General features: G+C 48.5%; 15 protein-coding genes. 4 read left to right on the top strand and 11 right to left on the bottom strand.

Annotated elements, in window-relative coordinates:
* Positions 1-46 precede the first annotated feature (46 nt).
* Positions 47-1,249, bottom strand: coding sequence for an alanine racemase (gene alr, locus BWK47_RS13310; RefSeq protein WP_162329011.1), 1,203 nt, complete (start codon positions 1,247-1,249; stop codon positions 47-49).
* Between the two features lie 468 nt (positions 1,250-1,717).
* Between alr and BWK47_RS13305 the strand changes: the two genes are divergently transcribed.
* On the top strand, positions 1,718-2,290 hold the full coding sequence (locus tag BWK47_RS13305; RefSeq protein WP_237269647.1) for a hypothetical protein: 573 nt from the start codon (positions 1,718-1,720) through the stop codon (positions 2,288-2,290).
* A 73-nt stretch (positions 2,291-2,363) separates the two neighbouring features.
* Here BWK47_RS13305 and rpsR read toward each other — a convergent pair whose 3' ends face one another.
* From rpsR to BWK47_RS13280, 5 genes are all read right to left on the bottom strand, one after another.
* Entirely contained in the window at positions 2,364-2,579 is a 216-nt protein-coding gene (gene rpsR / locus BWK47_RS13300) for a 30S ribosomal protein S18 (protein ID WP_010873737.1), read from the bottom strand.
* Positions 2,580-2,675: 96 nt separating this feature from the next.
* Positions 2,676-2,873 (bottom strand): 50S ribosomal protein L33, encoded by a 198-nt coding sequence (gene rpmG, locus BWK47_RS13295; protein ID WP_010873736.1) that lies wholly within the window; start codon positions 2,871-2,873, stop codon positions 2,676-2,678.
* A gap of 94 nt (positions 2,874-2,967) precedes the next feature.
* Positions 2,968-4,881: a dipeptidyl-peptidase 5 gene (locus BWK47_RS13290; protein WP_162329009.1), complete on the bottom strand. Its 1,914-nt coding sequence runs from the start codon at positions 4,879-4,881 to the stop codon at positions 2,968-2,970.
* A gap of 25 nt (positions 4,882-4,906) precedes the next feature.
* The gene (locus tag BWK47_RS13285; RefSeq protein ID WP_162329008.1) at positions 4,907-5,839 is read right to left on the bottom strand and encodes an NAD-dependent epimerase/dehydratase family protein; all 933 of its coding nucleotides are present in this window, start codon (positions 5,837-5,839) and stop codon (positions 4,907-4,909) included.
* Positions 5,840-6,106: 267 nt separating this feature from the next.
* Positions 6,107-6,718 (bottom strand): Uma2 family endonuclease, encoded by a 612-nt coding sequence (locus BWK47_RS13280; RefSeq protein ID WP_162329007.1) that lies wholly within the window; start codon positions 6,716-6,718, stop codon positions 6,107-6,109.
* A gap of 151 nt (positions 6,719-6,869) precedes the next feature.
* Here BWK47_RS13280 and BWK47_RS13275 point away from each other — a divergent pair, with 151 nt between their 5' ends.
* Entirely contained in the window at positions 6,870-7,793 is a 924-nt protein-coding gene (locus BWK47_RS13275) for a PstS family phosphate ABC transporter substrate-binding protein (RefSeq protein WP_162329006.1), read from the top strand.
* Positions 7,794-7,799: 6 nt separating this feature from the next.
* Here BWK47_RS13275 and BWK47_RS13270 read toward each other — a convergent pair whose 3' ends face one another.
* The 3 genes from BWK47_RS13270 to BWK47_RS13260 all read right to left on the bottom strand — a co-directional run bounded on the left by BWK47_RS13270 (position 7,800) and on the right by BWK47_RS13260 (position 9,865).
* The gene (locus BWK47_RS13270) at positions 7,800-8,123 is read right to left on the bottom strand and encodes a hypothetical protein (RefSeq protein WP_237269646.1); all 324 of its coding nucleotides are present in this window, start codon (positions 8,121-8,123) and stop codon (positions 7,800-7,802) included.
* 32 nt (positions 8,124-8,155) lie between these two features.
* Positions 8,156-8,488, bottom strand: coding sequence for an MliC family protein (locus BWK47_RS13265; RefSeq protein ID WP_162329004.1), 333 nt, complete (start codon positions 8,486-8,488; stop codon positions 8,156-8,158).
* Positions 8,489-8,617: 129 nt separating this feature from the next.
* On the bottom strand, positions 8,618-9,865 hold the full coding sequence (locus tag BWK47_RS13260) for a methionine gamma-lyase family protein (protein WP_162329003.1): 1,248 nt from the start codon (positions 9,863-9,865) through the stop codon (positions 8,618-8,620).
* Positions 9,866-9,975: 110 nt separating this feature from the next.
* Between BWK47_RS13260 and BWK47_RS13255 the strand changes: the two genes are divergently transcribed.
* Positions 9,976-10,932 (top strand): acyl-CoA desaturase, encoded by a 957-nt coding sequence (locus tag BWK47_RS13255; protein ID WP_162329002.1) that lies wholly within the window; start codon positions 9,976-9,978, stop codon positions 10,930-10,932.
* A gap of 124 nt (positions 10,933-11,056) precedes the next feature.
* Here BWK47_RS13255 and BWK47_RS13250 read toward each other — a convergent pair whose 3' ends face one another.
* Positions 11,057-11,410, bottom strand: a complete 354-nt coding sequence (locus tag BWK47_RS13250; protein ID WP_162329001.1) for a hypothetical protein — start codon at positions 11,408-11,410, stop codon at positions 11,057-11,059.
* Between the two features lie 245 nt (positions 11,411-11,655).
* On the opposite strand from BWK47_RS13250, the gene acs reads away from it, so the two are divergent.
* Positions 11,656-13,617, top strand: coding sequence for an acetate--CoA ligase (acs, locus tag BWK47_RS13245; RefSeq protein WP_162329000.1), 1,962 nt, complete (start codon positions 11,656-11,658; stop codon positions 13,615-13,617).
* Here the strand turns inward: acs and BWK47_RS13240 are convergent.
* Complete coding sequence (locus BWK47_RS13240; RefSeq protein ID WP_162328999.1) at positions 13,603-14,157, bottom strand: DUF2854 domain-containing protein; 555 nt, start codon at positions 14,155-14,157, stop codon at positions 13,603-13,605. The two genes, acs and BWK47_RS13240, sit on opposite strands and share 15 nt — an antisense overlap.
* Positions 14,158-14,230: the final 73 nt, after the last annotated feature.

The following is a 14,230-nucleotide window of genomic DNA, read 5'->3' as shown; positions in this document are numbered from 1 at the left end:
TTTTTCCGGTCAGCAATTATGGTTGCAAGGGATTCACCATGGCTGATTAGATAAGAATACGGGGTAGACGGTGTTTGAAGCCACAGAGAATTTCCCAGGATATGGTGCCCAAAGTAGAAGCCCAATGATCTGCGGTGATTTGGCGATCGCCGTCTTGGCCAATCAGGGTAACCACTTCCCCCACTTGGGGATTATCAATGCCCCGTAAATCCACTATCATTTGATCCATGGTGATGGCCCCGATTTGTCGCACTGGTTGGCCCCGCAAAAGCACTTCCAATTGATTGGAAAGATTACGGGGGACACCGTCCGCATAGCCAATGCCCACCACCCCCATGGGCATGGTTTCTTCACTAACGAATTGGTGACCGTAACTAACGCCGGTGCCGGGGGGAATGGTTCTGATCTGGGTGATTTTGGCCCGCACTGTTAATACGGGTTTTAGGTCCAGGCGATCGCCTAGGTGGGGAGCAGGATAAAGGCCATACAAACCTAAACCTACCCGGACCATGTCGTAGTGCCAAGCCTGGCCGTGGAGGGTGGCTGCAGAATTAGCTAAATGTAATTTGGGTATGGGTAATCGGGCTTGACGCAAACTGGCGATCGCCTTGGCAAATCTTTCCTGTTGCTGGAGCATGGTGGCGGTGTTGGGGTCGTCCGCTGTGGCCAGATGGGAATATAAACTGGCTAGCCGTAGCTGGGGCAAAGATTGCACCAAACCAACAAAGTTCGCCGCCTGGATCCAGGGAGTCCCCAGCCTAGTCATGCCCGTATCCAGCTTGAGATGTACGGGTAAAACCTTACCCAACTTAAGCAAAATATCGTTAAACAATTGGGCCTGTTCCGGGGAGCAGAGGGTGGGCTGTAGTCGCCAATGGGCAATGGCTTCAATTTCCTCTGGGCTATTAATACCTCCCAAAAGCAAAATCGGGGCGGTGATGCCCGCTTCCCTCAGTTCGATGCCCTCCCCCAAAGTGGCGATCGCCAACCAATCAGCCCCGGCTTGTAACGCAGTTTGGGCTACCCGGATTGCTCCATGGCCATAGGCATCGGCTTTGACCACCGCCATCAAATTAGTTTTTGGCCCCACATACTGGCGGAACTGCCGGACGTTATGCACCAACGCCGCTTGGTCAATTTCCACCCAAGCCCGCTGACGAATCAATTCCGCTAAACGGTAGCCGGATAACGTTGACGAAACCCTAGAGCCTTGCTCCGGGGAAGATTTAACGTCTCGACTCAAGACCATAAAGTTTACTCCTCTGCACCCAAATTCCCCAAGGGGATACGCCTAAGATAAGGGCAAAGTTGGAAAAGTTCCAGTTCCCTAGGATAGAAATTGGCTTAACTCAACCACAATTTTTATAGCCAGTAAATTTCACGGGTCACGGACAAAGAAAAATGCAGCAACCACAAAAGCCACTGCATTTCCCTGTATTTTCTACCCAGAGGCAGAACGACGAACAATCGCCGTTTATAAATCTGGACGTTATGCACCTTTAAGCGCATATATTTCTTACCCTTGGATCGATAACAGTTATACTGACAGAGGATTAACCATGGGACTCAAGTCTATTTTAACGAAACGGTGGATTTTCGGCAAATTCAACAACAGGAACTCAGGAAAGCTCTGTCATATAGAAGGCTGGTTTCCTACCGTATTTCCAACGGAGATAGTCACGCTGATATATTTGGAAACTATCTCTGGAATATTGCGTTGAGTGAATGCTTTTATCCATTACTGCAAAGCTATGAAATAACCTTAAGAAACCACTTTGACCATGCAATTTATTGTGTCTATGGGGAAGATTGGCTTGTTCCAACCACAAAAGCTCATTTATTTCTTTGTGATAAAGATAGAGAAAAAATTCAAAAAATCATTCAAAGCCAAGGTAGAGACCTGAGGCATAATCAAATTCTTAGTTCTTTGACTCTAGGGTTTTGGACAGCGTTGTCTTACAGAGAATATGAACATAAGCAAAAACTTTATCCTGTCCTGTTTAAAAATAAGGACTTTATGCCCCAATTACCCAGATCTTTGAGAACTAGAGCAATATTATCCAATACACTAGGAGATATCAATAAATTTAGGAACAAAATATTCCACCATGAACCCATCTGTAATAACTCTAAAATCAAGCAGCAACACGACAAAATTCTTCAAGTAATCGGTTGGATGAGTCCAACAATAGCAGAAATTACAGGAAACCTATCTCGGTTTGATGAAGTTCAAAAAAGTAGAGATGAATACCTGCAAATGGCTAGAGAGCTACTAAAAGAAGAAAATTAGGGCCTAAAAAGAAAAGATTTTCTCGACCCTAATTCACAGACATTGGAGTGTATTTAATTTTCTACAGAAAAAACTAAATTTCTTTGTTGACGAAAGGTAACAGAGCCACCAAGCGGGAGCGCTTCACCGCAGTGGTCAAATCCCGTTGTTGTTTAGCAGTCAAACCAGTGATGCGTCGGGGGAGAATTTTGCCCCGTTCAGTGATGAATTTACGCAATAATTCCGTGTCTTTATAGTCAATCGGCTGATTGGGGGGCAGGGGAGAAAGGCGTTTACGGTAGTAGTTCATGGAGATTAGCGAAGATGACTTGATAGGGTGCTAGTTTGGGCATCTCGGTTACAAAGCGGATACCGAACTAAGGAAAATGTTCACAGACCAGGGAATTTATTTGGTTTCCTTGTGGATAGTGTGTTTGTTGCAGTGGGTGCAGAATTTTTTCAGTTCCAACCGGGCGGTGGTGTTACGACGATTTTTCATCGTGGTGTAACGATTAACGCCATTGGAACGCTTGTCGGGGTTACTGCGGCACTCGGTGCATTCTAGGGTGATGACGAGGCGTGCCCCCTTACCTTTTTTAGCCATAACTGTTGCGGGAAGGAATACGGTAATTTATACGCAAACTCTGATTATTGCACAAATTAGTCTTGGGACAAAATCTGCCCCTGGTCATTGGCCGTCAATTTTTGGCAGGGGTAAAGCCGAACACTTCGCCGTAGAAAGCAAGTTCTGACTCCAGGGCTTTTTTAATGTTGGCGGCCATGCGGAAGCCATGTTGTTCTTCGGGAAAGGCCACATATTCCACCTTAATGCCTTTGGCTTTGAGGGCTTGCACCATCATTTCCGTTTGGTTAGGGGGCACAACTTTGTCCTCCAAGCCCTGGAAGAAAATCACCGGGCAAGTAAGCTGGTCTGCATGGTTCACTGGCGATCGCCGTTCGTATAAATCCTTTCTTTCTGGATAGGGGCCAATTAGGCCGTCGAGGTAACGGGCCTCAAATTTGTGGGTATCGGTAGCCAGGGCAGTCAAATCGCTCACACCGTAATAACTAGCCCCGGCTTTAAAAACGTTGTGGAAAGTCAGGGCTGCCAGGGTAGTGTAGCCCCCCGCACTACCACCGGAAATGGCCAGTTGCTCCCCATCTACCAAACCTTGGTCTGCCAGGTAACGGGCCGCATTGACGCAATCCGCCACATCAACAATGCCCCACTGACCATTTAGCCGTTGACGATAATCCCGGCCATAACCCGTACTGCCACCGTAATTGACATCCACATAGGCAAAGCCTCGACTAGTCCAATACTGAATTTTTAAACTCAGAGAATTACCGGCCGCCGCCGTAGGACCACCATGGCTTTTGACCAACAAGGGAGGCAGGGCATCGGAGGGGCCTTGGAAATCACCGTTGGTGGGGGGATAGTACCAGGCGTGGGCGGTTTGACCATCATCACCGGAAAAACTGATGGCTTGGGGCTGGGCAAGGTAGGCTGGGTCAAGGGTAAAATCACTAGCCACTTTGAGAATTTCTGTTTCTTGGGCCTCCACTGCTAGGGCAACCACGGCGGATGATGTGGTGGGACCACTGCCAATGAACCAGAGAGTTTTGCCGTCACTACATAAAGAAGAGTAATTGCTGTAGGGCAGTCCCAAAATGCTTAACTGTTTACGGGAGGGTTTCAGTTTGCCCAACTGCCAAGCGCCATCCTGGGTGAAAGTACAAAGAATCGTGTCGGTATCGACAAAGGTATAGCTCCGTAAACCAAATACCCAATGGGGATAGGCAAATTCTGCGTCGAGGGGAAAAACGTTATCCACTTCCCCTTTGTGATAGCGGTATAGGTTCCACCAATCAGTCCGATCGCCGACAAAATATAAACTGCCGTCGGGGGACCATTGGGGTTCGTGGATGGATTCGTTGCCTGCCTGGCCTGCAATGACTTTAAGACTACTTAGGCTCCCTGTTTGGTCAATGTTGGCCAACCATAGTTGGGTCACGTCCCAGGGCATATGGGGATGGTCCCAGGTAATCCAAGCTAATTTTTGCCCATCAGGACTAAGGCGGGGGGAAGAATAAAAATCATGGCCCGTGGCGATCGCCGTGACTTCTCCGCTTTCTAAACTAATGGCAGCAAGAAAATTTTCCGGTTCTTTTTCCTCCCCATTGTGACGTTCACAAACGGCAATTAACCTTTGTCTAGGTTGATCCAAAACAAAATCAGCAAAACGACAGTCTGGTCTGTTGGTCAATCGTTGCGGTTCTTGCCCAACGCCTTGGACGTAAACCTGTTGATCGCTGAAATTACTGAAATAAACCCCATCCGCCGTGACCAAAAAGGCGCCACCACCATATTCATGAACTTTGGTGCGGACATTGAAAGGGGCCGGAGTGACATCCCGCACAGTGCCATTGGGTTGCCGGTGAACTAGAACATTACGCCCTTTTTCTGCCGGCCTCGCTTCTAGCCAAAAGACATCTTCACCGCTGTTTTGCACTGCCCCCAAACCAATACTCTCCGCCAACAACGCATCAGCCGTAATTGGCGATCGCCAGGAACCATAGGGGGCAATCTGTTTAGTGGTCATGGAAATCACAGGAGAGGGGAATCTAGTTACCCTTTCAGGATACAGAAGCAGGCACCAACTTTTCCTGTTCGCTCCAGAACCACTTAATGGTTTTGGCCAAACCCTGATCCAAACTGGTCAGTTGTAAATCCGGCATTAGGCCATGGAGTTTTTTCACCCCCAAGCATTTTGATTTGGCCCCCACGTAACGGCTGGTATCGAATTCAATCAAATCAAAGTCGTAGTCCACTTCCTGGCAAATTAATTCCGCAAAGCGACGAATGGTAAATTCTTCCCCCGCGCCAATATTGACTAAATCGTTATCCACCGTGGCCGCCAGTTCCAGGGCAATGCGGGCAAAATCCTCTACAAAGACCAATTCCCGTTGTTGATAACCGTCCCCCCAGAGGGTAACCGTTTCGCCGTAGAGCTTACCCCGAATAATTTTGCGAATTAGGTCAAAAATAAAATGCATCTGCCGTCCGTCGGTATGGTATCCGGGGCCGTATAGGGTAGAAGGTACTAGGCAGAGATATTTGAGCCCATACTGTTTTTGTAATGCCAACGCCCCCGCATAGAGCATCCTTTTGGTCATGGCGTAGGTGAACAAACTATCAATGGGTAAGCCGGTGAGGTAATATTCCTCCTCCAAGGGCAAATTAGGGTCGTAGGCGCAACTAGTGCCCATAAAAATCAACTTCGCCTGGGGTTGTTGGCCATGCCACCAATCTAGAACGTTAGTGTTTAATTTTTGGTTGATCAGCCACTGTTCCCCCGGATGGGACAAACAAAAATCCCCCGCTTGGGTCCAAGCAGCCAGGTGATAAATTTGGTCGAAACTGCCCTTGGTAAACTGATGTAGGGAATCCGGTTGGGTCAGGTCACAGTTACGGGAATTGATTTTGGTTAGCTCATGACCCTGGGCCTCTAGTTGATTGCAGAGGGTTGTGCCTAAAAAGCCCGTGCCGCCGGTGACCAAAATTTTCATCAGCTTACCTTGTTAGAATCTCAAAATTATCCTGTTTCACCATCATACAAGGGCAGGTGGAGATAGCTCTATTTTGATTTTTGCCAAGTAGTTGACATCAAAGTGAGGGAAGACTTTAAAAAAAAGCTATTATACAAATTGTGCGTAAGGGCCTTCAGGATTGGTGACAAAACTTTAAGAATCATTGAAGTAATCACTACACAAAAATTATTTCAGTAGTTGATAAATTTCAGTATATAAATTAGGAAAGAAAGAAAAATATGGTGATTAAACCGGAAAAATTCTCTTCAGAAAGAGGGTGAATCCCGGCAAAACCTCTTCCCCCGATAATGTGTCTGGATTTTGTAAAACTTCGACAGCTTGCCTGGGGCGATAAATTTCTACCCGTCTATTTTGGGGATCGATCAACCAACCTAATTTTGCTCCGTTCTCCATATATTCTTCCATCTTTTCCCGCAAATCTTTGATGGCATCGGTAGCAGAACGTAATTCCACTACGAAATCGGGGCAAAGGGGGGCAAAAGCTTTTTTTTCTGCTGGGGTTAGGGCATCCCAACGTTGCCTGGCAACCCAGGACGCATCCGGTGATCGGTTGGCCCCATTGGGAAGTTTGAAGCCGGCAGAAGAATCAAAAATTTCACCCAAGTTTTCATTTGCTTCACTCCATACCCCAAGTTGAGTGATAATTCTGGCATTCCGATTACCGGATTCGCTACCAGTGGGGGGATTCACAATCAAAGCTCCTGTGGCTGTACGTTCTAGTCTTAGATCCCGATTGGCGATCGCCAACTGGGCAAATTGCTCTGGGGTAACCTGGAGTAGGATCTGGTCGGGAAGATTGAGGGAAACTAATTGTTGGCGATCGAGGGTTGGCACCATGATGATTAACCCGACAGGAGAAATGTATTTTGATTTTAAAGTTTATTAGGAGAGCTAGGCAAAATTACCCCAAGGTTAAGTAAAGGTTAATTGAAGCTAAATGGGCTATGATTTGTCCACTTCGATGGCACAGAGTTGGGAGCAATGACCCATGGGGCAAAAAAATGAAGCAGTTATTTTAATCGGAGCTTTAGCCATTACCGGAGTGGTGGTGGCGGGGGGCGGCTGGTGGCTATGGCAACGCTTCCAAACGGGTGGTGAAAACCCAGGAGAGATGGTTAACGAACCAGGGCAGTTACCTCCTCCCCCAGAATTGCAAGCTTCCGATGCGTTTGTGGCGCCAACCCAAGTTCCAGCGGGGACAAAAGTTACCATTGATGGATCTACTAGTATGGTCAACATCAATGAGGTCCTAAAGGCTGAATTTCAGCAAACCTTCCCCGGCACAGTGGTGCAAAACGATGCCCAGGGCACCGATAAGGGCGTTGTGAACCTAATTTTGGGCAAAGTTGATCTATCTGCTAGTTCCCGTCCTCTCACTTCCCAGGAACAGGCCCAAGGCCTTGCGGCGGTGCCGGTGGCCAGTGACACGATCGCCGTTATGGTGGGCAGGCAAAATCCCTTTGCTGGAGGGTTAACTTCGGCTCAGTTACGGGATATTTTTACGGGAAAAATTAGTAATTGGTCTGAGGTTGGGGGGCCAAACAACACCATTCAAGTAATCAATCGACCTTCTGAAAGTGGCACCCAACAAACCTTTGCCGCCCAAGTGTTGCAAGGACAAGCGTTTGGCCAGGGCGCAAATTTCCAAACTATGCCCAGGGATGCCACCACCCCGATCATTCGCGCTTTAGGAGCCAACGGCATCAGCTACGCCACCTATGGACAGGTGGAGGGCCAGCAAACCGCCAAGATTGTGCCCATTGACAGCCTTAGCCCCAACCAGGAAAATTACCCCCTGCGACGACAATTATTTTATTTTTACAAAACGCCTCCCTTACCCCAGGTGGAAGCATTTTTGGGTTTTGCCACTAGCCCCCAGGGTCAACAGGCGATCGCCAATGCCTTTGAATAGATCTAATTAGTTCATATTGCGGTACTTTACATCATCTTGATTTTCATATTCATACTGGTTGTCATTCTCATACTGATCGTCCTGTTCGTAATCTAAGCTATTATCATCGACGGATTTTTCGTCAGTTAAATTCTGATAATTTTCCTGATTCATATTTTCGTAATCCTTCCGGTCCGCGTCTTCGTAGCCCATGGGATTATTGGGATTTTCCTCTTCTCCTGCCTGGGCCAGCACGGGAAAGAACACCAACGCCGCAGTTAACAAACTCAGTAAAGTTACCAACAAAAAAGTAGGCGATCGCCGGTTTTGATCGGTGGAAGTAGTAACCATGGCGTTAATGTCCTCTGAAGGGATAAACATGATCAAATTTTGACGCAATCCTGCCATTTAACGTTGCCGCCCTCTTCCACCAAGGCAGTGTTGCCCTTGGACCAAACGGTGATGGAACCATTGCTGTATTTATTCCCAGAGGCCGATTCCGCTTGGGGTAAAACCACTGTGCGACCATCCGGCAGGGTAACCTGAATGGCAGATCCTTCCACCATTTTAATTGTCAATGTTTCGGTTGGGGAGCAGTAGTAAGTTTGGGTCTCCTGGGCATAGCTAGGTATCGCTAAACCCAAGCCACCAAGAATTAGGGCCACTAGGGCAACTTTAGCGGAGCGACCCCAGAGAGCGGAATAGGAATTTTTCATAACTAATCGTGTCAATCACGCCTCCAAATACTGTGGCTGTTTTGACCAGCTACCCTGATTCTATGACCGGCGATGGTCTTCCTAGCCCTGCCACAGACCACTTCCCTAAACGGCTGATATGTTGACGATCTAGGCTTTTTTCTCGTCCTCCAACTCCTCAAAGGCGGCCAAAATTTCCTCCAAGGCGATCGCCATATGGGTCCAGTGGGTGCCTCCTTGGCAAAAAACGGTGTAGGGTTCCCGCAATGGTCCGTCGGCGGACAACTCGGAAGTACTGCCGTCAATAAATGTGCCCCCAGCCATCACCACTTCACTGGCGTAACCGGGCATAGCGGCGGGTACGGGTTGAAGATAGGAACTAATGGGGGAAGCTCCTTGTAGAGCCCGGCAAAAAGCCAATAATTTTTCTGGACTGCCCAACTGAATGGCTTGGATCACATCCCGACGGGGAGCTAGGGGCGCAGGATTAACCGGGTAACCCAATTGGTCAAACACATGGGCCAGCAGATGGTTACATTTCATCGCTTCCCCCACCATTTGGGGGGCAAGGAAGAGGCCTTGGAATAACAGACGATTTTGGTCAAAGGTGGCTCCCCCTTCCCGGCCAATGCCTGGGGAAGTCAATCTATAAGCCCCCGCTTCCACCCATTCTTCTTTCCCGGCTAGGTAACCCCCTGCCGTAACAATGGTGCCCCCAGGATTTTTGATTAAAGACCCGGCCATCAGATCCGCTCCGATCGCCGTTGGTTCAACTGTCTCAATGAATTCCCCGTAGCAGTTGTCCACAAAACACAGTGTGCGGGGATTTTGAGCTTTAACAATTTCGATAATTCTGGCAATGTCGGCGATCGCCAAACTGGGGCGCCAACTGTAACCACAGGAACGTTGAATTAAAACTAAGCGAGTTTCCGGACGCACTGCCGTTTCTAGCCCTTGCCAATCCACTGTGCCGGCCGCCGTGAGGGGCAATTGACGATAAGAAATGTTAAAGTCAGCGAGGGAGCCTTGACAACTTCCCCTAAGACCAATCACTTCTTCGAGGGTGTCGTAGGGAGAGCCCACCGCCGACAGTAGTTCATCCCCCGGTCGCAAAATGCCGTACAACGCACAGGCGATCGCATGGGTTCCGGACACAAACTGTACCCGTACAGCGGCCGACTCTGCCCCCATCACCTGAGCAAAAACCCCGTCCAGAGTATCTCTGCCTAGGTCATCATGGCCATAACCACTCACCCCGGCGAAGTGCTGTACTCCTACCCGATGGTGCCGAAAGGCCTCTATGACTTTGTACAGATTTTCCTTGACCTTTGCGTCGATTTCCGAAAAGATTGGGACTAGGTTTTCTTCTGCTTGTTTAAGGAAGCTGGAATATTTCATTAAGACATTATTTAACTTTTGATGTTATTTGGGAATTCCCCTTAAACTATCTTTCAATCTTCGAGATCATCACCGATTCGATTTTCTTGGATGGTTGGTAAATCCCGGCGATGTTAAACCCATTAAACATTGAATACCTATATTTAAGCAAACTTTTTGACAATAGTTTAATCGTTTTTAACAAGCGCCAATTATTCCGTTTTTTCGTTAGGTTTTTTTTCATGACTGCTGCTCTTCCCAACGATTCCAAGCCCAAGTTGACTCCAGCTTGGACTGTGATCTTCTTTTTTACCTCCATTCATTTGGTGGCCCTGTTGGCTTTCCTTCCCCAGTTTTTCAGTTGGAAAGCAGTGGGGGTGGCTTTCTTGCTCTATGTAATTACCGGCGGCATTGGCATTACTTTAGGTTTTCACCGTTGTATTTCCCACCGCAGTTTCAATGTCCCTAAATGGTTAGAATATATTTTCGTAATCTGTGGCACCCTAGCCTGTCAGGGGGGCGTATTTGAGTGGGTCGGCTTACACCGTATGCACCACAAATTTTCTGACACCACCCCGGATCCCCACGATTCTAATAAGGGTTTTTGGTGGAGTCACATCGGCTGGATGATGTTTGAAATTCCTGCTAAAGCTGATATTCCCCGCTACACCAAGGATATCCAAGACGATAAATTTTATCAATTTTGCCAGAATAATCTAATTCTTATCCAGGTCGCCCTAGGCTTGATTTTATTTGCCTTAGGGGGCTGGCCCTTCGTCATTTGGGGCATTTTTGTCCGCCTAGTGTTTGTTTTCCACTTCACTTGGTTTGTCAACAGTGCCACCCATAAGTTCGGCTACGTTAGTCATGAATCCAATGATTATTCCCGCAATTGTTGGTGGGTAGCATTGTTAACTTTCGGTGAAGGTTGGCACAATAATCACCACGCCTATCAGTACTCTGCTCGCCATGGTTTGCAATGGTGGGAAGTGGATTTAACTTGGATGACCATCAAATTCCTATCTTTGCTGGGGTTAGCCAAGGATATTAAACTTCCTCCGGAAACTGCGATGGCCAACAAAGCCTAGGAAATGATTTGAACATGATTCAGACATTTTCTGATCATCACTAAGGTTTCCCCATAAGCAACCGTTTCCCTGTTGACTTTATTAAGTTCAGCGGGGATTTTTGTTGCTATTAACTAGGGCAATATTAGTAATAAAAATACTCCTGGCGATAACGTTGATGGTGCCAATTATTATCCCTATCCCGACGCCCCCAACCGTCCACCCTACAGTTGATGCAATTACTACCGCCATTGATGATGGTCAATTCGTCCTTGCCCCGGTAATTACGGTTGTGGCCTCTGTAATAACGATTAGGATAGGTATTGCTGCGATTAGGCATAAAGATCGGTTGGCTAAAACCAGGAGTGCCAATACGATCGCCAGGGTTATTGTAGTTGTTGTAGCGATTGTAGTTGCGAAATTGGGCGTTGGCGCTGGGGGCTAGACTGGCCAAAACCCCAAGGGTGGCGATCGCCGTCAGTAGATAGTTCCGTTTCATAGATTTATCCTCCGAGTGAATGGGCTATGGGCTGCGTGTAAAGGGTCCGATGTTTTCTTAATCTTTTCCCCACTGTCCAATTAACCCGGACCAATACTAGTTTCCTTCTTCTATCCTAGATCGTCCCCAGGGTAAACAGCAGAGGCAAAGAAATACAAAAGGTTACAAATCTGGAGAAAGGGGAAAAATTTTTGCGACAATCATCAACGTTGGGCCCAAGCCATTAAAGACTTTGACGGAGAACCATGTCAGATACCATTGAATCCATCCTGCAGGAAGAGCGACTGTTTGATCCCCCTACAGAATTTAGTGAGCGGGCTTACGTGCGTAGTGGGCGGGAGTATGAGCAACTGTACAGCCGGGCGGCCAGCAATCCGGAGAAGTTTTGGGGCGAGCTAGCGGAGCAGGAATTACATTGGTTTAAAAAATGGGACCAGGTTTTGGATTGGCAACCTCCCTTTGCGAAATGGTTTGTGGGGGGTCAGTTAAATATTTCCCATAACTGTTTGGATCGGCACTTAACCACCTGGCGGCGCAATAAGGCGGCCATTATTTGGGAGGGGGAACCGGGGGATTCCAGAGTGATTACCTATGGGGAACTCCATCGGGAAGTGTGTCAGTTTGCCAATGCCCTGAAAAGTTTCGGCGTGCAAAAAGGCGATCGGGTGGCAATTTATCTTCCCATGATTCCCGAAGCGGCGATCGCCATGTTGGCCTGTGCCCGTATCGGTGCGCCCCATAGTGTTGTGTTTGGTGGGTTTAGTGCGGAAGCCCTGCGGGATCGATTAGTGGATGCTGAAGCCAAATTGGTCATAACTGCCGACGGTGGTTTTCGTAAAGATAAGGCGATCGCCCTGAAGCAGGAAGTGGATAAGGCCCTGGAACACGGTGCCCCCAGCGTGGAAAACGTCATCGTGGTGCAAAGAACTAAAGCCGATGTGACCATGACGGCGGGACGGGACCACTGGTGGCATGAACTCCAGCCCCAACAATCGGCCCATTGCCCAGCGGAACCCATGGACAGTGAAGATATGCTGTTTATTCTCTACACCTCTGGCAGTACTGGCAAACCCAAAGGCGTGGTCCACACCACCGGGGGTTACAACCTTTACACCCACATGACCACCAAATGGATCTTTGACCTCAAAGATACGGACGTTTATTGGTGTACCGCTGATGTGGGTTGGATTACGGGCCATAGCTATATTGTTTACGGCCCCCTGTCCAACGGAGCTACTACAGTAATGTATGAAGGGGTACCCCGTCCCTCCAATCCTGGTTGTTTTTGGGACGTAATTGAAAAATATGGGGTGAATATTTTCTACACCGCCCCCACCGCCATCCGAGCCTTTATTCGCATGGGGGAAGCCGTACCCAACGCCAGGGATTTATCCTCTCTCCGTTTACTGGGCACTGTGGGGGAACCCATTAACCCCGAAGCTTGGATGTGGTACCACCGGGTCATTGGCGGCGGTAAATGCCCCATTGTCGATACCTGGTGGCAAACGGAAACCGGCGGCATTATGCTCACTCCCCTACCTGGAGCTATCCCTACCAAACCCGGTTCTTGTACCAAACCTTTTCCCGGCATTGTGGCGGAAATTGTTGATTTAGATGGGAACCCCGTCGAGTCAGACCAAGGGGGCTTTTTGGTCATTAAACAACCTTGGCCCAGCATGATTCGGGATGTGTACGGCGACACCGATCGCTTCCGCCATACCTATTGGGAACATATTCAACCCAAGGAGGGACAATATCTCTACTTTGCTGGGGATGGGGCCCGCCGGGATGAGGACGGTTATTTTTGGGTGATGGGGCGGGTGGACGATGTGATTAACGTTTCTGGCCACCGTTTAGGCACCATGGAAATTGAATCCGCCTTGGTTTCCCATCCCCTCGTAGCGGAAGCAGCGGTGGTGGGTCGCCCCGATGAATTGACTGGGGAAGCCATTTTCGCCTTTGTTTCTCTGGAGGGTAACGCTGAACCCAGTGAAGAGTTGAAAAAAGATTTGGTCAAGCACGTCACTGAAGAAATTGGGGCGATCGCCAGGCCAGCGGAAATCCGTTTCACTGATGTGTTACCCAAAACCCGTTCCGGCAAAATTATGCGCCGTCTTTTACGGAGTTTGGCATCGGGGCAGGAAATTTCCGGGGATACCTCTACCCTGGAGGACCGGAGCGTGTTGGACAAATTACGGGAGGGCTAATTGGGAAATTAGATTCACTGTCACCACTTTTTCTTCCGGCTCAGCGACGGTAACTTCCAGGTCTGGGCCGAAGAATTTGGCAATTTTTTCCTGCTTTTCCTGCCAAGTTTCCAGGCTGATGAAGGGGGAGGTAAAGGTTAGGGTAAGCACGTATTTTCCATCCCAATCCTGTTCCAAAAGACTAGTGAGTACTGGTCTTTCTTCATCGGTGGGACTCAAACCTAGGCGCTCCAGGGATTCGTCCAGATGAGCTTCCTGGCCGTAACGGTAACGGGTCACATCTTTGCGAATTTGATTTTGGGTGGGGGTGGCCAGTTGGTTTCGCAGGGCGATAATTTTTTCTGAGGTCGGTTGACTAAATGGAATAGGTTTCAACTCCGCCGCCTTAAGGGCCAAGCCCCCTAACACTAAGGGAATGCCATAGAAAAAGCCAGCCAGATTGAGGGTGGCATAGTCGAGGGCGTAGGCCACAAAGCCTGTAATGGTGAGGATTCCCCCCACCGTTAACCCCACTGCGGCCAAAGAAATTTTAGGAAGCATTTAAGTCAATATCCTTACCAAGGAAAAACAATGGGCAAATTGTCCCACGGCAATAGTATCTACCAAAACTGAG

Origin of the sequence: Synechocystis sp. CACIAM 05 (assembly GCF_010222815.1) — a bacterium.
Taxonomy (GTDB): Bacteria; Cyanobacteriota; Cyanobacteriia; order Cyanobacteriales; family Microcystaceae; genus Synechocystis.
This window is presented reverse-complemented; position numbering and strand designations above follow the sequence as displayed.